Here is a 20,409-nt window from a genome sequence, read left to right as displayed (position 1 = left end):
TATGGGAGGAAAAAAGACAGTGTCAGATACAGCAAAAGTAACAGTAATTGGAGCGGGTCTCGCAGGAAGCGAAGCCGCTTGGCAAATAGCATCACTAGGAGTTCCGGTAAGATTATATGAGATGAGACCTGTAGTAAAGACGCCAGCCCATCACACGAATCAATTTGCTGAACTGGTATGCAGCAACTCCTTGCGTGCGAATGGATTAGGAAATGCTGTAGGTGTATTGAAGGAAGAAATGCGACGTTTGAACTCTCTTGTATTAGGTGCTGCTGACCGACACGCGGTACCCGCAGGAGGAGCACTTGCCGTAGATCGGGACGGATTCTCAGGTGAGATCACCCATACTTTGCATAATCATCCGCTCGTGGAAGTCATAAATGAAGAACTTACGCATATACCGGAGGAAGGGATTGTTGTTATTGCAACGGGCCCACTAACTTCACCGGCATTATCTGCTGAAATAAAAGGGCTGCTGGGTGAAGAGTATTTCTACTTCTATGATGCAGCAGCACCGATTGTTGAGAAAGACACCATTGATATGAACAAGGTGTATTTGGCTTCCCGTTATGATAAAGGTGAAGCGGCTTATCTGAACTGTCCGATGACAGAAGAGGAGTTCGACGTGTTTTATGATGCGTTGATTTCTGCTGAGACAGCAGCACTCAAAGATTTTGAGAAAGAAATATACTTTGAGGGCTGTATGCCTATCGAAATCATGATGAAACGCGGCAAGCAAACAGCGTTATTTGGCCCAATGAAGCCAGTAGGACTTATCAATCCGCATACAGGTAAACTTCCTTACGCGGTTGTGCAACTCCGTCAGGATAACGCTGCCGGCACACTTTACAATCTTGTTGGTTTTCAGACCCATTTGAAATGGGGCGAGCAAAAGCGTGTATTCTCGCTGATCCCAGGTCTTGAGAATGCTGAATATGTTCGTTATGGTGTGATGCACAGAAATACATTTATTAATTCTCCTAAGCTTTTGCACCCTACCTATCAGATGAAAGGCAAGGAAAGACTCTTTTTTGCTGGACAGATGACAGGTGTAGAAGGTTATGTGGAATCAGCTGCTTCCGGGCTCATAGCTGGTATTAATGCTGCACGGGCAGCACTCGGTCAGGAAGGACTGATCTTCCCGCAGGATACTGTTCTAGGCAGCATGCCAGCTTATATTACTTCTGCCGATCCAGAGCATTTTCAGCCTATGAATGCCAATTTCGGTCTGTTGCCGAAGGTAGAGAAGAAGATCCGCAATAAGAAGGAAAAGAATGAAATGTTAGCTCATCGCGCTCTGGACAGTCTTGCCGAGTATGCCAACCTTACAGGACTCGCTTATTCGGAGCCGGAGGTTGTCGATAGCGAACAAAGCCCATCTTAAGGAGGTAACTTACAATCATGGTACCCAGCTTTCATGCGACTACAATTTGTGCTGTAAGACATAACGGACAGGCAGCTATAGCAGGTGATGGACAGGTTACATTCGGAGAGAGTGTTATTATGAAGACGACGGCCAGAAAAGTCCGTCGCCTGTACAGAGGACAAGTAATAGCAGGCTTTGCGGGATCCGTTGCAGATGCTATTACCCTATTCGAAAAATTCGAGGGCAAGCTGGAGGAGCATCATGGGAACCTGCAGCGGGCTGCAGTTGAATTAGCGAAGGACTGGCGTCAAGATCGTATTCTTCGGAAGCTTGAAGCTTTGATGATTGTTATGGATAAGGAAGGAATGCTCCTGATCTCCGGAAATGGTGAAATTATCGAACCGGATGATGACGTTCTTGCGATTGGTTCCGGTGGTAATTTTGCGCTGGCTTCAGGTCGAGCACTCAAACGTCATGCACCCAATCTTTCCGCTGCGGATATTGCTAGAGAATCGCTTCAGGTAGCTTCTGAAATTTGTGTGTACACTAATTCCAACATTATTGTTGAACAATTATAGACTCAGTGCCATAGAGACAAGGAGGAATTCACGATGGTGAATCAATCGCTTACACCCCGTCAAATTGTAGCCGAATTGGATAAATATATCGTAGGTCAGAAGCAAGCCAAGAAATCGGTAGCCGTTGCGCTTCGTAATCGGTATCGGCGCAGTCTGCTAGCAGAGGAACTGCGTGATGAAGTCGTTCCTAAGAACATCTTGATGATCGGACCTACAGGTGTGGGAAAGACAGAAATCGCCCGGCGTCTAGCAAAGCTTGTTAATGCACCGTTCATCAAAGTGGAGGCCACTAAATTTACTGAAGTCGGTTATGTAGGTCGAGATGTGGAATCTATGGTTCGTGATCTGGTAGAGACTTCTATTCGTATGGTGAAGCTTGAGCGTACGGAGAAGGTTAAGGATCGTGCGGAAGAACTGGCTAATGAGCGGATTGTTTCTATATTAGTCCCTTCCTCTTCCAAAAATAAATCACAAAAGAATCCTTTCGAGATGATTTTTGGAGGGAATTCTGCCCAAGAGGACTCTAAAGAAGACGCTGAGCAGGATGGAAGCCTAAGTGAACGCCGCCGTGGGGTTAGATTTAAGCTGTTAGCTGGTCAGCTGGAAGATGACATCATTGAAATTGATGTTGAGGATACAGCGCCAACTATGCTGGATATGTTTGCAGGTCAAGGAAATGACCAGATGGGTATGAATATGCAAGAGATGTTCGGCAGTTTGCTGCCTAAGCGGACGAAGAAACGTAAGCTTCCTATTCGGGAAGCGCGCAAGGTACTCATTCAGGATGAGGCGGCCAAGCTGATAGATATGGATGATGTGATCCAGGAATCCGTGACTCGGGCTGAACAATCAGGTATTATTTTTATTGATGAAATCGATAAAGTAGCGAGTCAGGGAAAAGGGTCTGGACCGGATGTGTCGCGTGAAGGCGTGCAACGGGATATTTTGCCGATTGTAGAGGGCTCGACCATTATGACGAAATACGGTCCTGTGAAGACAGACTATGTACTCTTTATGGCTGCCGGAGCTTTCCATATTGCTAAGCCTTCAGATTTGATTCCAGAACTTCAAGGTCGTTTTCCGATTCGCGTAGAGCTGAGTAGTCTAACGTTAGAGGATTTCGTTTCTATTTTGACGGAACCAGAGAATGCTTTAACTAAACAATATGTGAATCTGCTTAAAACAGAAAATTTAGAAGTGGAATTCCAGAAGGATGCTATACATGAGATCGCCAAAATAGCGGCTTCAGTGAATCAAAATATGGAGAATATAGGTGCCCGGCGTCTTCATACTATTTTGGAGAAGCTGTTAGAGGATCTTTCTTTTGAAGCACCTGAGCTGACTTTAGAAAAAATGGTTATTACCCCGGAGTATGTGCGCGAGAAATTGGCAAGTATAGCTCAGGATCGTGATTTAAGTCAGTATATTCTTTAAAGCGACAAAAAAACAAAAAATCTATGTATTTTGAATTTGGGCATAACGGATTAGATAAATTACAAATTGGTGTCGTGAAAACGTAAAATTATGTCAAAACATGCAATTAAAAAGAAAAAAATGAGTTGAAAATGTAAATAAATAGTAATAAAGTGCTAAAAGCCCTGTCTTTTCTAAAAAGATAGGGCTTATTTCTTATTGTAATAATATACAAATTAAATGAAAATCAATGTATGTGAAAATGCTAAGTGTTATTCATTGCGACAGCGTTCGACGGAATACCGTAAATTTAGAGTATTTTTTTCTTTATTTGTCGAAAGCAAGCAGGTTTTTTGATGGAAGTTGTGGAATTCTTTTCATTATGATAGCTTTGAAAGGAGGAATTGTCTTGGGATTGCTGAATAGTGTCAGTTTTCAACGATTGCAGGGAGGCATTGATGCTGCCTATAAACGACAAAATGCTCTAGCAAATAATGTGGCTAATCAAGATACGCCCAATTTCAAACGTTCTGATGTTTCATTCGAAAGTATCCTGCAACAACAGGAAAGTGGAATCCAATCTACACTTAGAGCGAAAGTTTCGGATACCCGGCATTATCAATTTGGCAGCAACACAATTGTTCCCGCTGCTGTTGAAAATACTGATGAAACTACCTCTATGAACAATAACGACAACAATGTGGATGTAGATCGCGAAATGGCGTTAAGCGCAGAGAATCAGCTTAGGTATAGTTCTTATGTTGAACAGATTAACAGTCAGATTTCGATGATGCGAGCCGTAATTCAAGGAGGATAAGAGAGTATGAACTTTGGAAGTAGTTTTGGGATCAGCGCATCTGCATTAACGGCTCAACGGTTGCGGATGGATGTAATTTCTTCCAACGTAGCCAATGCTGAAACTACAAGAGCATCCGTGGTGGATGGCAAGGCTGTTCCTTACCGACGTAAGTTGGTTGTTTTGGAAACGAACGAAAGTAATAAATTCTCGAATATACTAAATTCGAAAATGAATAATAGCAATGAAGGGGTTAAGGTGCAGTCGATCATAGAAGACACTTCACCATTGAAGCCGGTATACAATCCGAGCCATCCCGATGCGGATGCTGAAGGATATGTCTATATGCCAAACGTAGACATTACCAAAGAAATGGTTGATATGTTATCTGCATCTCGCTCTTATGATGCCAATGTTACGATGCTTAATGCATCCAAAGCTATGGTAAGCAAGGCACTCGAAATTGGTAGATAAATGAATGTTAATTAACTTAAGGGGGGGAAACAGTTGATACAGAATATATCTAATGGGGTTCAGGCTGTACAGCAGCTTGCAATGAAACCGACATCTTCCGAAGTTTCATCCACTCCTGCTAATTCGATGGAGAGCTTTGGCTCTTATCTTGAGGATGCGCTCAATAAAGTGGCTGATCAGGAACAACAAGCTAAGGATATGAGTAATAAATTTGTATTGGGAGAAGTGAACATTGACGAAGTGATGATTTCTTCCCAACAGGCTCTACTGAGTTTACAGTTGACTACACAAGTCCGGAACAAAGTGATTGAAGCCTATCAAGAAATTATGAGAACTCAAATATAATAAATCCTAGCTTAGTTTCGGATGGGGTGACACTGTGAATGAAAGATTTGCCCAATATCGGGAGAAGGTTCTCTTGTATTGGAACAGATTTAGTGGTAAACAGAAGATTTTATTCTTTTCAACATTGTTTATCATTCTAATAATAATCGTAGTTATGACCATGCAGCTTTCAAAAACAGAATATGAAGTAGCATTTCAAGATTTGGACAGTACGGATTCGGCTGGAGTAATGAAAGCCTTAGATTCAGCAGGTGTTTCATACCGATTAAGTCAAGATGGAAAGAGTATTTCTGTACCAAGTACAGAAGCAGCTCGGGTCAAGGTGGATATCGGTTCTCAGGGGATTGTTCAAGGTGGCTCTATCGGATATAAAGTCTTTGACGAAAATTCGTCAATGATAGGTACAACAGATAGCGAGTTTAACGTGAAGTACAATAATGCATTAAACGGTGAAGTTGAACAGTTAATGAGACGTATGCAAGGGATTAAAGATGCAAAAGTGCTGATTAATTTGCCTAAAGAGACAGTTTTTGCCTCACAGGCTGATCAGGAGCAGGCGTCTGCATCCGTTGTGCTTTCATTTGATCCAGGATTTAGACCTACCCAAGACAATATTGACGGGTATTTCAATCTTGTGAAAACTGCTGTGCCTAATTTACCAATTGACAACATTACCATTGCAAATAATGAAATTGAATTAATGCCAACAGCTAAAGGTGGACAGGCTGGTGTCACAAACCAAGTTGAAGAAAACTTCGCTCTTCAGAAGAAATTCGAAGAAGAAGTAAAGAAAAATGTGAAACAATTCCTTAGCACTCTTACCGGTCCTGATAAAGTGGATGTTCTTGTGTTCTCAAAGTTGAACTTTGACAAGGAAAACCGGAAGGAAGATCTTGTTACCCCTGTGGATACAGAGAACATGAGGGGGATTGAGATCAGTTCACAAATAATTAGTAATTCGTATTCGGGTCAAGGTAACACGACTGGCGGAGTGGCTGGCACTGGTTCTCAAGATGTTACGGGCTATCCTTCTAATGCGGGTGCGGATACTTCTACCTCGGAGGAATCTTCGGAAACGAGGAACTTCGAAGTTAACCGAATTACTAAAGATGTTATTGCTAGTCCGTATACTGTTAAAGACTTAACCATAAATGTTGCAGTTGAACCACCTTCAGGAGAAAAAAGTTTAGATGATGCAACATCAGCTGCAATTCAAAATATTTTGGTGAATATTGTTCGCGCTTCTCTTGCAGATTCAGGTACTACATATACAGACGCTGATTTGACCAAAAAGGTTTCGGTCTACTCGCAACAATTTGGTGGCACCGATGCCAACACCGTTAAAGGTGGTCTCGCTTCTTGGATGATATGGGCTATCGGAGCAGCAGCATTGCTGGTTGGAGCAGGTGGAGGATATCTAATCTACCGGAGTCGTAAACAGACTGTGGAAGAGGAAGATGAAGACATTCCATTGCAGGTTCCTACTGAATTTCCTTCTATTAACTTGGAGAGCGTGACGAATGAAAGTCAAGTTCGTAAGCAATTGGAAAGTTTGGCCAAGAAGAAGCCAGACGAATTCGTAAATCTGCTGCGTACATGGCTTGCAGACGAACAGAGGTGAACTAATGGCAAAGGCTAGCCAGCAGGGACTTAGTGGCCGTCAAAAAGCTGCGATCCTGCTTATCACACTAGGGCCCGAGGTATCGGCGCAAATTTTCAAACATTTAAGAGACGAGGAGATTGAACAGCTGACTCTTGAAATTGCTAATGTTCGCAAAGTGGACAGCGGTGAAAAAGAGTCGATCATGTCTGAATTCCATCAGATATGCCTCGCCCAGGAATATATATCACAAGGCGGTATTAACTACGCTAAAGAAATTCTGGAGAAAGCGCTTGGGTCAACAAAAGCAATGGAGGTCATTAATCGTCTGACTGCAACATTGCAAGTAAGACCTTTCGATTTTGCACGAAAAGCGGATCCTAATCAGATTCTCAACTTTATCCAGAATGAAAATGTACAGACTATTGCACTTGTATTGTCTTATCTGCAATTTGAACAAGCTGCTGCAATCCTTTCCTCGCTTCCTCAAGAGAAGCAGGCAGAGGTGGCTAGAAGAATTGCTGTGATGGACAGTACCTCTCCAGAGGTAATTACGCAAATTGAACGTGTGCTGGAGCAGAAGCTTTCCGCTACAGTAACCCAGGATTATACAAATGCTGGTGGTATCGAATCAATTGTACAAATCTTGAATGGGGTTGACCGGGGGACAGAACGTACGATTCTGGATTCTCTCGAAATTCAAGATCCAGAGCTTGCCGAAGAGATCAAAAAACGGATGTTCGTATTCGAAGATATTGTTAATGTGGACAATCGTTCAATACAGCGCATTGTTCGTGATATCGATAATGCGGATTTACAGCTTGCACTCAAGGTTGCCAGCGAAGAAGTACGGGATGTTATTTTCAGAAATATGTCCAAGCGTATGGCAGAAACGTTCCGAGAAGAAATGGAATACATGGGTCCTGTGCGGCTGCGTGATGTTGAAGAAGCACAGACTCGTATTGTAGGCACGATCCGCAGACTCGAAGAGTCTGGTGAAATTATCATCGCTCGTGGCGGAGGAGATGACATCATTGTCTAAGCTGATCAAACACTCCCAGTATGTTCCGGTTGATGTCTTTAAGAGACTGGAACAGGCCCGGCAATATGCGGGCCTAACTGAGGAGCCCGTTCCCGAGGAGACTTTAAGCGAGACTGACTATCATGATCCCGCACGTGAAGAGGCAGAAGAGACGCGTAAGCAAATGCTTAAGGACGCTCAGGATTTTGCTGAAGAGCAGGTTCGGAATGCATCTCTTGAAGCGGAACAGATTGTAGAGTCCTCGAAAGCGGAGGCTGAAGAGTGGTGGAAACAACGGCGTGAGCAGGATGAACATCTGATCGAAGCTATCAAAGCTGAAGCTCATCAGCAAGGTTATGAGGAAGGTGTTTCTCAGGCTGAGGAAGAGATGAAGCATAAGATCGCAGAGATGATGGAAGAAGCGCGTGCTGTTTTGACTGAGGCGTATAAAGCAAGAGAAGTGATTATTCAGGAAGCAGAGCCTTTTTTAGTAGAGTTAAGCTGTGATATTGCAGAGAAAATTGTGGACAAGCAGTTAACGGTAGAACCACAATTCGCAATGGACTTAATTCGCAAAAATCTGGCTCGTAAGCGAGAACAGGGTTTGATCTCACTTTGTGTATCCCCAGCGCAGTTCGCTTTTGTGAATGCTGCTCGGGAAGAATTATCACTAGCTGTTGATTCACAGGCTGAACTGCAAATCTTGCCCGACTCAACGGTAAAAGACCAAGGATGTGTTATCCGCTCTTCCTTTGGCAGCATTGATGCTCGAATCGACACTCAGCTCGCAGAGATCAAGAAAGAGCTGGTAAGAATTGCGCTGGACACCGATGAGCAGAGAAATGGGGAAGACGATGCTTAATAGCAACCGTTATAAGGAGCAACTTCGTAATCTCGATCCGGTGAGGATCAATGGGAAAGTGACGCAGGTAATCGGTCTAATGGTTGAATCGGAAGGTCCTGACGCAAGTATAGGTGATGTATGCTACATCTACCCTTCTAAAGGAAACAAACCGCTGCAAGCTGAGGTCGTTGGTTTCCGTGATAACAAGGTACTATTGATGCCACTTGGTGAACTGCAGGCGATTGGACCTGGTTGTGATGTAGTGGGCACTGGTAAGCCGCTTAGCGTGCAAGTAGGTTCTGAATTGTTAGGAAAAGTACTGGATGGTCTGGGGCAGCCGCTTGATGGCTCTCTCATTCCAGCACGAATGCCACATAGCTCTACCTTTAATATTCCTTCCAATCCACTTAATAGACCGCGGGTGCAGGAACCCATCAGTATTGGTGTGAGAGCGATTGACGGTTTGCTAACGATTGGCAAGGGACAACGGGTCGGTATTTTTGCTGGCTCGGGGGTCGGCAAGAGTACTTTGATGGGGATGATTGCCCGGAATACATCGGCCGACGTAAATGTTATTGCTCTGATTGGTGAGCGTGGCAGAGAAGTATTGGATTTCATCGAACGTGATTTGGGACCAGAGGGCTTGCAGCGATCCGTAGTAATTGTTGCTACCTCTGACCAACCTGCATTGATTCGCATAAAAGGTGCGCTTATCGCTACAACGATTGCCGAGTATTTCCGCGATCGTGGCCTTAATGTAATGCTGATGATGGATTCGGTCACCCGTTATGCCATGGCCCAACGTGAAGTTGGACTTGCAGTTGGAGAACCGCCAGCCATGCGGGGATATACACCTTCGGTGTTTGCCAGCTTACCCAAACTGCTGGAACGCGCCGGTACAGGTCCTACAGGCTCTATAACAGCCTTCTATACGGTACTGGTTGATGGTGATGACATGAACGAGCCAATCGCAGATGCAGTCCGAGGGATACTTGACGGACATATTGTACTCAATCGAAATATTGCTAACAAAGGACACTTTCCAGCAATAGATGTTCTTTCCAGCATAAGTCGAGTAATGAAGGATATTGCTCCAGAAGAACAGATTGCAGCAGCGGAGAATGTGAAACGCCTTATGGCCGTTTATAAGGATTCAGAGGATTTGATTAATATTGGAGCTTATCAAAGAGGCTCTAATGCTCAAATTGACGAGTCGATGGAATTTATCGACAGTATATGGGATTTCACCAAACAAAAGGTGAATGAAAAAGTTACGCTGGCTGAAGTTCAACAGTCTTTAATTTCACAGTTCTCAAGGAGTTGATTCGGTATTATGAGGTTTCATTATACTTTTCAAAAAGTCGTTGACTTGAAGGGCAATGAGAAGACACAGGCAGAATGGATGCTCTCAAGCGCGCTTGGAGAATTGCAGGCACAGGAAAGAAGCCTGGATGAACTCATCTTTCAGCGGAGTGCTATCATGCTATCCTTACAAAATGCCGCAGAGCAAAAGACACCTATGATTAAGATTCGTGAAATGCAGGAGTATGTGGAATATCTGGATAAATGCATTGCCCGTAAGCATACGGACATTAGCCGTGCACATCAAGAAGTCCAGAAGAAACAAGATCAGTTAAGCACTAAGGTTTTAGATGAAAAAGTATGGTTGAAGGCAAAAGACAAGGCTGAGACACTGTTTCAGCAAAGTATGATTTTACGGGAACAAAACGAACTGGATGAGATGGCAACCGTCCGCTTCGCGATGAAATCCCTCTAACCCGGGAGGTTTCCGCTAGTGGCTAATATTGATAATGATATGGAACTTGAAAACGAAGGGTCAGCGGGGAAATTTGAGCGGTTCTTATTCTTAATGATACCGATTATCTTCACGCTAGTACTGCTTGGAGTACTGTTGACGCTTTTTAATATGGACATTCGTAATAATGTGCTTGAAGTTGCGAATAAAATTCCTATCCTGGAAAAATGGGTTCCTGATCCGCCTGCAGATCCTTCTAAACCGAAGGAAGAAAGCAAAAAGCAGGAAGTGAGCTCAGCGACAACGATAAAGGAGCTTAAAGCTCAGCTCGCCCAGCAGGAAGAAAACCTGAAGAAGGTTACAGATGAAAAAACAGCCCAGGATACCAAGGTTCAGGCGCTAGAGTCACAGATTGAGGGTATGAAGAAGGAAGCTGAAACCGCAGAGGCAAGCACAGAAGAAACTGAAGATCCTTATCAGAAACAGGTTTCTGATTTGGCTAAGCTGTATGCGGGCATGAAAGCTTCGAAGGCTGCACCGATCATGGAGAATTTAACTACAGAAGAAATGGTACAGATCTTCAGTGTCATGAATAAAGCGAGTAAAACTGCGATTTTGGAAAAAATGGATCCGCAAAAGGCTGCAGATGTAACGATTAAGTTAAAAGAAACCACATCTTCGAGTGACATGGCGATCGCAGCCCTTCAATCTAGATTGAAGAAAGATGCCGGCACAACAGCATCAACAACAACCAGTAAGAATTTGGATAAGGAAAAGTTGAATCAGACCTTCAGCTCAATGACTCCTGCTAATGCGGCATCGTTACTAGGAGAAATGTACAAGATTAGCCCTGATAAGGTCGTGACGATTATGAATACCGTAAGTGATAGTGTTCGTTCATCTATTTTGGGAGAAATGACTAAAAATGATAGCGCGCAAACTGCGAAAATTGTTAATCGTCTGATGGGTGCTAAATAGATAGGGAAAGGAGGTGAAAAATAAATGAGTTTAGTCGTTCAATCGCTTGTCAGTGCAAACGCAACTGCAGTAAACGGGAGTTCATCGACTACAACGGGCACAACAACGACGGCTGCACCATTTGCTCAAACCCTGGTACAAACCATGGGAGGCAATACCAACACCCCGTCGACTCCAGCTGAACCCCTATTGGGAAATCTAGCTTCTTTGCTGCAAGGCCTGTTAAAGGAAGTGCAGCCGACTGGAGAAGAGCAAGCAGGGCAAGACACTCAGAAGGGTGAGCTCCTTGAAAAACTTGCTGCTGATGTTGAGAAGCTGGATGAAAGTATCAGTAGTGATCCAGCTCTGTTGGTAGCCTTGCAAGCTTGGATTCTTCAGGTATCTGCACTTCTATCTGGAAGCCATGCTGCAGAGAATGGTACTACTACAACGGAAGCAGAAGTGGCTGGAAGCTTGTCACCATTGGCACAGAATGCTGATACATTAAGATTTGCAGTTCAAGATGACTTGCAAAGTTTAGTTTCTATGATTCAAGAAGCTGCAGTAAGTGGCAATGAGGAAGTTGCAACTAAGGGAATCAGTTTATTGAATAATTTCACATCGCTTTTAGAAGAGTCCTCCTCTAACACTAATAAGGGGAAGGGAAAGACCAGCAATGTGAGTATTAATTCTGATTCTTCCTTACAACAGCCCGTTATTACTGAAAGCAAAAATAACCAAACGGATAAAACAATTCAGAATGTGAGCAGTCGTTCCGGAGAAGCTGTTGTAGTGAAAAATGATACGGTTGTAAGCTCGCCTGTGACATCAGGAACTGTGCAAGAAGCTGAAGCAGAGACTGCGAACACACCGTTAATCAAGACAGGCGTAACCGGGGAAACGAAGACAACAGAATCTGCTCAAGATTCCCCGCTAGGAATTACAGCTAACGAAGGGGATCATGAGGTTGTTACTGCGGGGCAGTTATCTCTGCGCGGAGGAATTACAGCACCGCTGAAGGCTGAAGTGCTAGCAGCGCCTGTTCCGGTTCAGCAATTTGCTCAAGAAATGACAGGTTTCATTACAGGCAAATTAGAGATTGTGCAAAAAGGTGGGATCGCTGAAGCGACTATATCCCTTTTTCCAGAAAATCTCGGACAAGTTGATGTTAAGATCACCATGCAAAATGGTCATTTAGTTGCCCAGTTCATGACTGAACATACCGGCGCTAAAGATATGCTGGAACAACAAATGAACCAGCTTCGCGCTGCATTGCAATCTCAAGGTCTTCAAGTGGAGAAGCTGGAAGTTACGCAAAATAATACCCCACTCAATTCGCAATGGGGGCAGGAAGGACGCCAACCTAATTCCGGAAGTGGACAGCAGGGTAGACGTTCCAAAGAAAGCAGAGAGGAAGCCAGTGATGCTGTTCTAGCCGCAGAGCTGAATGGTGAATGGAAGGACTGGGTTTCAAACGCGGGACAAGAAGATCAGTCCCAAGGTGGATCTTTTTCTGCTAAGGCTTAACTTTAATAACAAAGGAAAGAGAGGTGAGTGGTTATGGCGACAACAGTTCCGGTCTCTACTAAAGATCAGTGGAATTATACAACTCCCAACTCTAGTGCACGCACAACGGGTAATTCTACTTTAGGTAAGGATCAGTTTTTGAAGATTTTGATTACTCAGCTGCAAAATCAAGATCCGATGCAACCGATGGAAGATAAAGAATTTATTGCGCAAATGGCCCAGTTTACATCCGTGGAGCAATTGATGAATATCTCTACTCAGCTTAATGCTATGAATCAGTCCCTTGGATCTGTATCCGGGTTGATTGGTAAAGATATTACTTGGACAGACACCGCCACAAAGCTGCCTAAGACAGGTAATGTTGAATCTATCGTTGTTAGCAATGGTATTCAATATGCGGTTGTGGGAAAAGACAGAATTGCTTTAACCGATATTACACAAATTCAGAATGCCGCAGCAACACCAGAAAGCGGTTCTGGTACAGATAGTAATACTCCGGAGAATAGCGGAGGAAGCGGGGCGAGCATATGAGTGACAGGCTTACTATAGGCCAACTGTATCCTGCGTCCCTGCATTCTACAACGTTACAACGATCTTCGCTGCCTAAGCAGTCTGTGGCGGGGGAAGCTTCTTTTGAGAGTTTACTGCAACAGAAACTATTAAAATTCAGCAATCATGCTGCTAAGCGCCTAGAACAAAGAGGGATAGAGCTTGGAAGCGGTCAGCTGGATCAAATTTCATCTGCTGTGGACAAAGCTGCTGCTAAGGGAAGTAAAGAATCCTTGATATTAATGAAGGATTTAGCGTTTATCGTTAGCGTTCCTAATCGCACAGTAGTTACTGCTATGGATGGTAACTCGATCAAAGATAATGTATTTACACAAATCGATAGTGCAATAGTGATTTCATAATAGGCTGGTCCTAACGGAAAGCCGAGGCGGCCGCTGACCGACTGACGCGGTCCCAATTCACTTGGAAAGTTATTAGGACTCTATAATCTGGGAGGACATTAAACATGTTAAGATCAATGTATTCAGGGGTTTCAGGAATGAGAGGCTTTCAAACTAAGCTTGATGTAATCGGTAATAATATTGCTAACGTAAACACTATCGGGTTTAAATCCGGACGTGTTATGTTCAAGGATATTATGAGCCAAACCGTTTCTGGTGTTACTGCACCGGGTGAGGATGGTCAAGGTGGGGTAAATGCGAAACAAGTTGGACTAGGTGTTAGTATTGCTTCTATAGATACCCTACATTTAGCTGGTAGTGCTCAAACCACCAACAACCCAACAGATTTACGTATCGATGGAGATGGTTTTTTCCTGGTTAAGCTTACTGAGGATCAAGATACTGCATTTTTGACCCGCGCCGGAGATTTCCACATTGACGCTGCGCGTAATCTGGTTACCGCTGACGGACTTCATGTTTTAGATTCCGACGGTGGGATCATTCAATTAGGTGACGATGTAACGGCGTTTTCTATCTCTAATGATGGAACAATTGTTCAGACCATGGAAGATGGAACGACTGGAGCTGGGGTGAAGATTGGTGTAGCCAAGGTTACTAACCCATCTGGTCTGGAGAAAATCGGAGGCAATCTGTATCGTATGACACTTAATGCGAATGCAGAAGGCGAACTAGTTCCGACTACAGCGAACAATACAGAAGATGGCACCGGGGCAATCATCTCTGGACAGCTGGAAATGTCCAATGTGGATCTTACCAATGAATTTACAGAAATGATCGTATCACAGCGTGGATTCCAGGCGAATTCCCGTATCATCACAACTTCTGATGAAGTGCTGCAGGAAGTAGTAAACCTGAAGCGTTAATTTAATCAATAAATTCTATATTTTCTTAAATGGTTCATGCGGAGTCGTGGGGGAGTTACTCCTCCCCCTATTTTGTTAGGAGGCCTGTTATGATATCGGTAACAAGATTAAATGGAACACCGATGTGGATCAATGCCCTACTGGTCGAAATGGTAGAAGAAAGCCCGGATACATATATTACGCTCGTAACCGGAAAAAGACTGATCGTTCTCGAAAAAGCCGATGAGGTTATTACGAAGATCCGGGATTATAACAGGGACATAGGCACATATGCTGCCACCATTAAAATCCAGTCAATGGAGGAGCTAACATGAAAAAGATGATGCCGTGGCTCATCACGATATTACTAGCGATTACTCTGATCGTGGTCGCCGCATTTTTACTAATGGACAGGATCTTTCCGAAAGATACGAACGAGGTAAGTGCTGCTGTTCAAAATGTGGAAACAAAACATTTAACTGCAGATGAAATCGTCGAATTGACGGCAGAGATCATTGATATCAAAACAAATCTTGCTGATCCCGATTTTATCCTTCAAGTAGATTTCGCCTTCCAACTGAGTTCTGCGAAATCAAAGGAAGAATTCGAAAAAATAAAAGAGATCAAAATCAAACCAATAATTATCAAGACGCTTGCAGATACCAAACCTGAGGACCTTAATGGAGCGAATGGAAAAGATCAGCTTAGCAGTAAGCTTATTAATCTGATCAATAAGACATTGACTGAGGGCCAAATTACTCAGATCGAAATCACCAAATTCCTTTTGGCTTCTGTGTAGCTTTATTCCTGATAATTCTTTGATGGGGGGGTGATTGAATTGGTTGATGTACTATCACAAAACGAAATTGATGCTCTACTTGCTGCACTTTCTTCAGGTGAGATGGACGCCGATGAACTTAAAAAGGAAGAAACTCAGAAGAAAATCCGCTCTTATGACTTTAAACGGGCTGTCCGCTTTTCCAAAGATCATATCCGCAGTCTTACACGGATACATGACAATTTCGCCCGTTATCTTACAACGTATTTTTCAGCCCAATTGCGCACCTTCGTTCAGATTAATGTCGTTCAAGTAGAGCAGCTCCCTTATGATGAATTTATTCGCTCCATACCGAAAATGACGATATTGAACATTTTTGAAGCAGAACCTTTAGAGGGCCGCATGGTAATGGAAGTTCATCCTAACATTGCTTTTGCTATGCTGGACAGGTTGCTTGGAGGCTTTGGAACTGCACCTTCTAAGATTAATGCTCTTACTGAGATCGAAACAACAATTATGGAGCGCATCTTTAGTAGATGTTTTGAGAGTCTGCAGGAGGCTTGGAAAACGGTGCTGGATATTCATCCGCGGATGGAAGCTCTTGAGACGAATCCGCAGTTCATGCAGATTGTATCGCCCAATGAGACCATTGCATTAATCTCTCTAAGTACCAAAATTGGAGACACAACAGGCATGATCAATCTTTGTATACCGCATGTCGTTCTAGAGCCTATCATGTCCAGACTTTCTGTTCACCAATGGTTTGTGACAGAGAAGAAGACGCGGGATGAAGATGAGCTTCTGGCCATTAGAGCTAGAGTTCATAAAGCGAAGCTGCCGATTGTTGCTGAACTTGGAGAATCGAGCTTATCCATATCTGAATTCCTAGGGCTTAGCGTCGGTGACGTGATTTCTCTCAATAGAAACGTAGATTCTGGACTGTCGATTAAGGTAGGGGAGAAGCTTAAGTTCATCGGAAGTCCCGGAATGGTTAAAGATCGGGTAGCCGTGCAAATAGACGAAATTGTCAATGAAGGAGTTGAAGAATTTGACGAGTAAAGATTATTTATCCCAAGAAGAAATCGACGCCCTTCTGAGACAATCTGCGGAGGGCTCATTAGCTCCTACGGAGAAAACGGTAGATGACTATCTAACACCGTTTGAACAGGATGCTTTGGGCGAAATTGGTAATATAACGTTTGGCAGTGCAGCAACAGCACTTTCCACTTTACTAGGGAAAAAAGTAGATATTACAACCCCTCAAGTTTCGATCATTACACGCGGGGAGTTTGAAATCGCTTTTCCTAAACCGCATGTAGCTGTTCACGTTCAATATGTGGATGGGTTTCAAGGGATTAACTCACTTGTTATTAAGATTAGGGATGCGCAGGTTATTGCCGATCTGATGCTTGGCGGTGCTGGCGAACCTAAGGATGAAGAGTTGAATGAAATTCATATTAGCGCTGTGCAAGAAGCTATGAATCAAATGATGGGTTCTTCTGCTACATCGATGTCTACGATTTTTAATCGGTTTGTTAATATCTCACCTCCGGGTATCGACATTTTAAATATGTCCAGCGGAGAAGGAGTAGGCAGTCTGCCAGACGATGAGACCCTAATTCGTATTTCGTTCCGGCTTAAAATTGGTGATTTGATAGATTCTACTATTATGCAGCTCTTGCCTGTTCAGTTCGCAAAAGATATGGTATCCATGCTTCTTGGTGATGTTAGTCCTGCAGAGGAGGAGGCAGCGGTCACAATGGCTGAAACACCTGCCGTGACTAATTCTGCTGAGACACCACCTCCAGCACCTCCGGTGCAACAGGCGCCCTCACAGCCCGCAGGAGGAACGCAACCACCATATCCACCGCAGGGTATGCCACCGTATCCAGGGATGCCAGAAGGCGGGTATTATTATCCTCCAGCGGGTATGCCAGCATACGGAATGCCTGGGATGCCACCATACGGTATGCCACCGCAAGGGATGCCATATGGACAGACACCACCGCTTAATTCTGAGGCAAATCGCAATGTAAATGTACAGCCTGTGCAATTTGCAAATCTGAATGGTGGGGCCTTTGGTCATATTGATGAAAATAATTTAAATTTATTGATGGACATACCGCTTAGAGTAACCGTAGAATTAGGAAGGACCCAGAAGCAGATCAAAGATATTTTAGAAATGTCACAAGGCTCAATTATTGAGCTGGACAAGCTCGCAGGTGAGCCTGTAGATATTTTGGTTAACAACAAGCTTATTGCCAAAGGTGAAGTCGTTGTTATCGACGAAAACTTTGGCGTACGCGTTACGGATATCGTCAGCCAGTGGGACCGAATTCAGAAATTACAATAAGCATACTTAGGGAGGATTTTGTAAAAATGGCTAACCGAATTCTAATCGTGGACGATGCAGCATTTATGAGAATGATGATCCGTGACATTTTGTCGAAAAACGGATTTGAAGTAGTGGGCGAAGCTCAGGACGGTTCTCAAGCGATAGAAAAATTCAAGGAACTGCGTCCGGACCTCATCACGATGGATATTACTATGCCTGAGATGGACGGAATCGCCGCCCTGAAAGAAATCAAAAAAGTAGATCCGGCTGCAAAGGTTATTATGTGTTCAGCCATGGGCCAGCAGGCTATGGTTATCGATGCAATCCAAGCAGGAGCTAAAGACTTTATTGTGAAGCCTTTCCAAGCTGACCGGGTTATCGAAGCTATTAACAAAACGTTGGGCGCGTAGGATAAAGTCATGTTATATTCCGAAACGCTCGGAAGCAGTAACACCCTGCTGAATTTGTTTAAAGTTATTATTGTCCTGGCGATAATCATTGTACTTATAGTGGTACTAATTCGTTTTCTTGGACGACGTAATCAGACCTTTATGAGCAACCGTTCCATAAGAACGCTTGGTGCAATAGGGCTTGGACCTAATAAGTCGATGCAGGTTATCGAACTGGGAAGCAGTCTTTACTTAATCGGGATTGGTGAGAATATATCCATTTTGGATAAAGTCACCGATCCGGATGAGGTAGCATTGATCATTGCGGCATTTGAGGATCAGTCCTCTAACCAGAATAATTTCCTCGCACCGCTTATTGCCAAGGTAAAGGTAAAGCTGCGTGGGGAGGTTCCATCTCAGGAAATTGAACTTAGTGAAACATCATCTTTTTACGAGACTCTGCAATCCAAGCTTCGTTCTGCACCAGAGCGTAAAGAGAAAATGGAAGAGCTGCTTCGGGATGATGTTACTAAGGATGAGTCGAGGAATATATGAAAAAGAAGCTAATTCTTGCTATTCTGCTGTTCGGTATTATCAGTGTGGTTATGATGACGCCGATACATGCTGATCCTATACCTAATGTTAATATTCAGGTCGGTAATGAAGGTTCAAGCAGTGGTACCAGTTCCATATCAATTCTTCTTCTTGTTACGGTTCTGAGTATTGCTCCGGCGTTTCTGGTTCTTATGACTAGCTTTACTAGAATTGTAATCGTATTAGGTTTTGTGAGAACCTCGCTGGGTACTCAGGCAATGCCTCCGAATCAGGTGCTGGTAGGACTTGCTCTGTTTTTGACCCTGTTCATTATGTCACCAACGCTGGCCACAGTGAATGAAAATGCGTTGCAGCCGTATATGAAGGGGACAATCACTCAAACTGAGGCTTTTGATAAAGCTGCTGATCCGATGAAAGAATTTATGTTTAAACAGACGAACACCAAAGATCTTCTGTTATTTATGAAATACACCGGTTATACCGGATCTACTAAACCGGCTACATACAGTGATATTCCACTGACGGTGATGGTGCCAGCTTTTGCAATTGGCGAATTGAAAAAAGCTTTTACAATGGGCTTCTTAATTTTCATACCATTCCTGATTATTGATATTGTTGTGGCGAGCACACTGATGGCCATGGGAATGATGATGCTTCCCCCGGTTATGATTTCATTACCTTTTAAAATAATGCTCTTTGTACTGGTAGACGGCTGGTACTTAGTCATTAAATCACTACTTCTTAGTTTTAACACCTGACCTAAAGAGGAGGCATGAGGGATGAGTACGGAGTTTATAATCGGGCTAGCAAGCCAAGCCGTATATTTAGTGCTGGAAGTCAGCGCACCCATGCTGATTCTTGGTCTGGTGGTAGGGCTAATAATCAGTATTTTTCAGGCTACGACACAGATTCAGGAACAGACGCTAGCGTTTGTTCCCAAAATCGTCGCAGTGCTACTGGCTTTATTGCTATTTGGTCCGTGGATCATCACGAAGCTGATTGACTTTACAAGCCAAATTTTGGGTAATCTCTATATGTATATTGGTTAATCAATGAACATGGAGACCATACTGCAAAGTTTACCCGTCTTTTTGCTTATTTTTTGTCGAATAACCGCTTTTTTTGTTGTCGTTCCTGTATTTTCTTCACAAGGGGTCCCGACAACCTTTAAGATTGGCATTTCTTTTTTTGTAGCATTGGTTGTCTTTAGTGCTAACGGAACAGGGCTTACGATCCCGCAGGATTTCAGTTATATTTTGCTGATTGCCAGAGAGGTATTAATAGGATTATTGCTAGGTTTCGTTGGATATTTGATGTTTATGGCGATTCAGACAGCAGGTTCATTTATTGATATTCAGATTGGCTTCGGTATTGCTAATGTTATCGATCCTATGACTGGAACGTCTGCACCAATTCTTGGTAATTTCAAATATATGATAGCCCTGCTAATGTTTCTGAGCATGAATGGTCATCACCATCTGCTAGATGCTATTGTGTACAGTTATAAATGGGTTCCTATGAATAATGATTTATTTCTAGGCATGATTGACGGTAGTTTGTCAGAGTTTCTGGTTCGAACATTTGCTCAGTCCTTTGTACTCGCTTTTCAAATGTCGGCTCCTTTAGTAACTGCGCTGTTTCTGACTGATGTTGGCCTTGCTTTCTTGGCGAGAACGGCTCCGCAATATAATGTATTTGTTATTGGGGTTCCGCTCAAAATCATTATAGGTCTTGCACTGCTTTTAGTGCTGATGCCTGGTCTGGCTGTGCTGTTTCAGAATCTCTTTGATATCATGTTCGAATCCATGGAGAATTTATTGAATCTCATGGGGAAGAGTCCGTAGGTGACCGTAAGGGGAGCG

At 43.5% G+C, this 20,409-nt stretch carries 25 protein-coding genes; all 25 read left to right on the top strand.

Annotation, left to right across the window (positions count from 1 at the left end; translation table 11 throughout):
* The first annotated feature begins 1 nt into the window (after position 1).
* Complete coding sequence (gene trmFO / locus MHI25_RS19195) at positions 2 to 1,384, top strand: FADH(2)-oxidizing methylenetetrahydrofolate--tRNA-(uracil(54)-C(5))-methyltransferase TrmFO (protein ID WP_340393967.1); 1,383 nt, start codon at positions 2 to 4, stop codon at positions 1,382 to 1,384.
* Between the two features lie 17 nt (positions 1,385 to 1,401).
* Positions 1,402 to 1,944, top strand: a complete 543-nt coding sequence (gene hslV, locus MHI25_RS19190; protein WP_036688562.1) for an ATP-dependent protease subunit HslV — start codon at positions 1,402 to 1,404, stop codon at positions 1,942 to 1,944.
* 33 nt (positions 1,945 to 1,977) lie between these two features.
* A complete protein-coding gene (gene hslU, locus MHI25_RS19185; RefSeq protein WP_340393965.1) occupies positions 1,978 to 3,378 on the top strand; it encodes an ATP-dependent protease ATPase subunit HslU in 1,401 nt (466 codons plus the stop codon).
* A 388-nt stretch (positions 3,379 to 3,766) separates the two neighbouring features.
* The gene (flgB, locus tag MHI25_RS19180) at positions 3,767 to 4,174 is read left to right on the top strand and encodes a flagellar basal body rod protein FlgB (RefSeq protein ID WP_036688558.1); all 408 of its coding nucleotides are present in this window, start codon (positions 3,767 to 3,769) and stop codon (positions 4,172 to 4,174) included.
* 6 nt (positions 4,175 to 4,180) lie between these two features.
* Positions 4,181 to 4,627 (top strand): flagellar basal body rod protein FlgC, encoded by a 447-nt coding sequence (flgC, locus tag MHI25_RS19175; RefSeq protein WP_036688555.1) that lies wholly within the window; start codon positions 4,181 to 4,183, stop codon positions 4,625 to 4,627.
* A 33-nt stretch (positions 4,628 to 4,660) separates the two neighbouring features.
* Positions 4,661 to 4,972, top strand: a complete 312-nt coding sequence (gene fliE / locus MHI25_RS19170) for a flagellar hook-basal body complex protein FliE (RefSeq protein ID WP_036688553.1) — start codon at positions 4,661 to 4,663, stop codon at positions 4,970 to 4,972.
* A 34-nt stretch (positions 4,973 to 5,006) separates the two neighbouring features.
* Positions 5,007 to 6,593 carry a flagellar basal-body MS-ring/collar protein FliF gene (fliF, locus tag MHI25_RS19165; protein WP_076182681.1) on the top strand — a complete coding sequence of 529 codons (1,587 nt, stop codon included), beginning with the start codon at positions 5,007 to 5,009 and terminating at the stop codon, positions 6,591 to 6,593.
* Positions 6,594 to 6,597: 4 nt separating this feature from the next.
* Complete coding sequence (gene fliG, locus MHI25_RS19160; protein ID WP_036688550.1) at positions 6,598 to 7,614, top strand: flagellar motor switch protein FliG; 1,017 nt, start codon at positions 6,598 to 6,600, stop codon at positions 7,612 to 7,614.
* The gene (locus MHI25_RS19155) at positions 7,607 to 8,455 is read left to right on the top strand and encodes a FliH/SctL family protein (RefSeq protein WP_036688548.1); all 849 of its coding nucleotides are present in this window, start codon (positions 7,607 to 7,609) and stop codon (positions 8,453 to 8,455) included. The genes fliG and MHI25_RS19155 overlap by 8 nt, the downstream gene beginning before the upstream one ends.
* Complete coding sequence (gene fliI, locus MHI25_RS19150) at positions 8,436 to 9,761, top strand: flagellar protein export ATPase FliI (protein WP_235219563.1); 1,326 nt, start codon at positions 8,436 to 8,438, stop codon at positions 9,759 to 9,761. The genes MHI25_RS19155 and fliI overlap by 20 nt, the downstream gene beginning before the upstream one ends.
* 9 nt (positions 9,762 to 9,770) lie before the next feature.
* A complete protein-coding gene (gene fliJ / locus MHI25_RS19145) occupies positions 9,771 to 10,214 on the top strand; it encodes a flagellar export protein FliJ (RefSeq protein ID WP_036688544.1) in 444 nt (147 codons plus the stop codon).
* A gap of 39 nt (positions 10,215 to 10,253) precedes the next feature.
* On the top strand, positions 10,254 to 11,171 hold the full coding sequence (locus MHI25_RS19140) for a kinesin (RefSeq protein WP_076309800.1): 918 nt from the start codon (positions 10,254 to 10,256) through the stop codon (positions 11,169 to 11,171).
* A 24-nt stretch (positions 11,172 to 11,195) separates the two neighbouring features.
* On the top strand, positions 11,196 to 12,677 hold the full coding sequence (locus MHI25_RS19135; protein ID WP_340393963.1) for a flagellar hook-length control protein FliK: 1,482 nt from the start codon (positions 11,196 to 11,198) through the stop codon (positions 12,675 to 12,677).
* A gap of 33 nt (positions 12,678 to 12,710) precedes the next feature.
* Entirely contained in the window at positions 12,711 to 13,208 is a 498-nt protein-coding gene (locus MHI25_RS19130; RefSeq protein ID WP_340393961.1) for a flagellar hook capping FlgD N-terminal domain-containing protein, read from the top strand.
* Positions 13,205 to 13,588, top strand: a complete 384-nt coding sequence (locus MHI25_RS19125; RefSeq protein WP_036688541.1) for a TIGR02530 family flagellar biosynthesis protein — start codon at positions 13,205 to 13,207, stop codon at positions 13,586 to 13,588. The genes MHI25_RS19130 and MHI25_RS19125 overlap by 4 nt, the downstream gene beginning before the upstream one ends.
* 104 nt (positions 13,589 to 13,692) lie before the next feature.
* The gene (gene flgG / locus MHI25_RS19120; RefSeq protein ID WP_036688538.1) at positions 13,693 to 14,511 is read left to right on the top strand and encodes a flagellar basal body rod protein FlgG; all 819 of its coding nucleotides are present in this window, start codon (positions 13,693 to 13,695) and stop codon (positions 14,509 to 14,511) included.
* Between the two features lie 89 nt (positions 14,512 to 14,600).
* A complete protein-coding gene (locus tag MHI25_RS19115; RefSeq protein ID WP_036688535.1) occupies positions 14,601 to 14,825 on the top strand; it encodes a flagellar FlbD family protein in 225 nt (74 codons plus the stop codon).
* Entirely contained in the window at positions 14,822 to 15,289 is a 468-nt protein-coding gene (locus tag MHI25_RS19110) for a flagellar basal body-associated FliL family protein (RefSeq protein WP_076100380.1), read from the top strand. The genes MHI25_RS19115 and MHI25_RS19110 overlap by 4 nt, the downstream gene beginning before the upstream one ends.
* A gap of 39 nt (positions 15,290 to 15,328) precedes the next feature.
* Complete coding sequence (gene fliM / locus MHI25_RS19105; protein WP_036688529.1) at positions 15,329 to 16,327, top strand: flagellar motor switch protein FliM; 999 nt, start codon at positions 15,329 to 15,331, stop codon at positions 16,325 to 16,327.
* Positions 16,317 to 17,621 carry a flagellar motor switch phosphatase FliY gene (fliY, locus tag MHI25_RS19100; RefSeq protein WP_076182668.1) on the top strand — a complete coding sequence of 435 codons (1,305 nt, stop codon included), beginning with the start codon at positions 16,317 to 16,319 and terminating at the stop codon, positions 17,619 to 17,621. The genes fliM and fliY overlap by 11 nt, the downstream gene beginning before the upstream one ends.
* Positions 17,622 to 17,647: 26 nt before the next feature.
* On the top strand, positions 17,648 to 18,013 hold the full coding sequence (locus MHI25_RS19095; RefSeq protein WP_076127811.1) for a response regulator: 366 nt from the start codon (positions 17,648 to 17,650) through the stop codon (positions 18,011 to 18,013).
* Positions 18,014 to 18,022: 9 nt separating this feature from the next.
* Entirely contained in the window at positions 18,023 to 18,547 is a 525-nt protein-coding gene (locus MHI25_RS19090; RefSeq protein WP_036688521.1) for a flagellar biosynthetic protein FliO, read from the top strand.
* Positions 18,544 to 19,305 (top strand): flagellar type III secretion system pore protein FliP, encoded by a 762-nt coding sequence (fliP, locus tag MHI25_RS19085; protein ID WP_036688518.1) that lies wholly within the window; start codon positions 18,544 to 18,546, stop codon positions 19,303 to 19,305. The genes MHI25_RS19090 and fliP overlap by 4 nt, the downstream gene beginning before the upstream one ends.
* 21 nt (positions 19,306 to 19,326) lie before the next feature.
* A complete protein-coding gene (gene fliQ / locus MHI25_RS19080; RefSeq protein WP_036688516.1) occupies positions 19,327 to 19,596 on the top strand; it encodes a flagellar biosynthesis protein FliQ in 270 nt (89 codons plus the stop codon).
* Between the two features lie 9 nt (positions 19,597 to 19,605).
* Positions 19,606 to 20,391, top strand: coding sequence for a flagellar biosynthetic protein FliR (gene fliR, locus MHI25_RS19075; protein ID WP_036688514.1), 786 nt, complete (start codon positions 19,606 to 19,608; stop codon positions 20,389 to 20,391).
* Positions 20,392 to 20,409: the final 18 nt, after the last annotated feature.

This window comes from Paenibacillus sp. FSL E2-0177, assembly GCF_037992975.1.
Taxonomy (GTDB): domain Bacteria; phylum Bacillota; class Bacilli; order Paenibacillales; family Paenibacillaceae; genus Paenibacillus_AQ; species Paenibacillus_AQ odorifer.
Note: the sequence above shows the minus strand (reverse complement) of the source record. Positions and strands in the feature narration are given on the sequence as shown.

Excerpts from the sequence above, each read along its gene's own strand:
- trmFO (WP_340393967.1), top strand. The coding sequence starts at position 2 with ATGGGAGGAAAAAAGACAGTGTCAGATACAGCAAAAGTAACAGTAATT.
- hslV (WP_036688562.1), top strand. The coding sequence starts at position 1,402 with ATGGTACCCAGCTTTCATGCGACTACAATTTGTGCTGTAAGACATAAC.
- hslU (WP_340393965.1), top strand. The coding sequence starts at position 1,978 with ATGGTGAATCAATCGCTTACACCCCGTCAAATTGTAGCCGAATTGGAT.
- flgC (WP_036688555.1), top strand. The coding sequence starts at position 4,181 with ATGAACTTTGGAAGTAGTTTTGGGATCAGCGCATCTGCATTAACGGCT.
- fliG (WP_036688550.1), top strand. The coding sequence starts at position 6,598 with ATGGCAAAGGCTAGCCAGCAGGGACTTAGTGGCCGTCAAAAAGCTGCG.
- fliI (WP_235219563.1), top strand. The coding sequence starts at position 8,436 with ATGGGGAAGACGATGCTTAATAGCAACCGTTATAAGGAGCAACTTCGT.
- fliJ (WP_036688544.1), top strand. The coding sequence starts at position 9,771 with ATGAGGTTTCATTATACTTTTCAAAAAGTCGTTGACTTGAAGGGCAAT.
- MHI25_RS19140 (WP_076309800.1), top strand. The coding sequence starts at position 10,254 with ATGGAACTTGAAAACGAAGGGTCAGCGGGGAAATTTGAGCGGTTCTTA.
- MHI25_RS19135 (WP_340393963.1), top strand. The coding sequence starts at position 11,196 with ATGAGTTTAGTCGTTCAATCGCTTGTCAGTGCAAACGCAACTGCAGTA.
- MHI25_RS19130 (WP_340393961.1), top strand. The coding sequence starts at position 12,711 with ATGGCGACAACAGTTCCGGTCTCTACTAAAGATCAGTGGAATTATACA.
- MHI25_RS19125 (WP_036688541.1), top strand. The coding sequence starts at position 13,205 with ATGAGTGACAGGCTTACTATAGGCCAACTGTATCCTGCGTCCCTGCAT.
- flgG (WP_036688538.1), top strand. The coding sequence starts at position 13,693 with ATGTTAAGATCAATGTATTCAGGGGTTTCAGGAATGAGAGGCTTTCAA.
- MHI25_RS19115 (WP_036688535.1), top strand. The coding sequence starts at position 14,601 with ATGATATCGGTAACAAGATTAAATGGAACACCGATGTGGATCAATGCC.
- MHI25_RS19110 (WP_076100380.1), top strand. The coding sequence starts at position 14,822 with ATGAAAAAGATGATGCCGTGGCTCATCACGATATTACTAGCGATTACT.
- MHI25_RS19095 (WP_076127811.1), top strand. The coding sequence starts at position 17,648 with ATGGCTAACCGAATTCTAATCGTGGACGATGCAGCATTTATGAGAATG.
- MHI25_RS19090 (WP_036688521.1), top strand. The coding sequence starts at position 18,023 with ATGTTATATTCCGAAACGCTCGGAAGCAGTAACACCCTGCTGAATTTG.
- fliP (WP_036688518.1), top strand. The coding sequence starts at position 18,544 with ATGAAAAAGAAGCTAATTCTTGCTATTCTGCTGTTCGGTATTATCAGT.
- fliQ (WP_036688516.1), top strand. The coding sequence starts at position 19,327 with ATGAGTACGGAGTTTATAATCGGGCTAGCAAGCCAAGCCGTATATTTA.
- fliR (WP_036688514.1), top strand. The coding sequence starts at position 19,606 with ATGGAGACCATACTGCAAAGTTTACCCGTCTTTTTGCTTATTTTTTGT.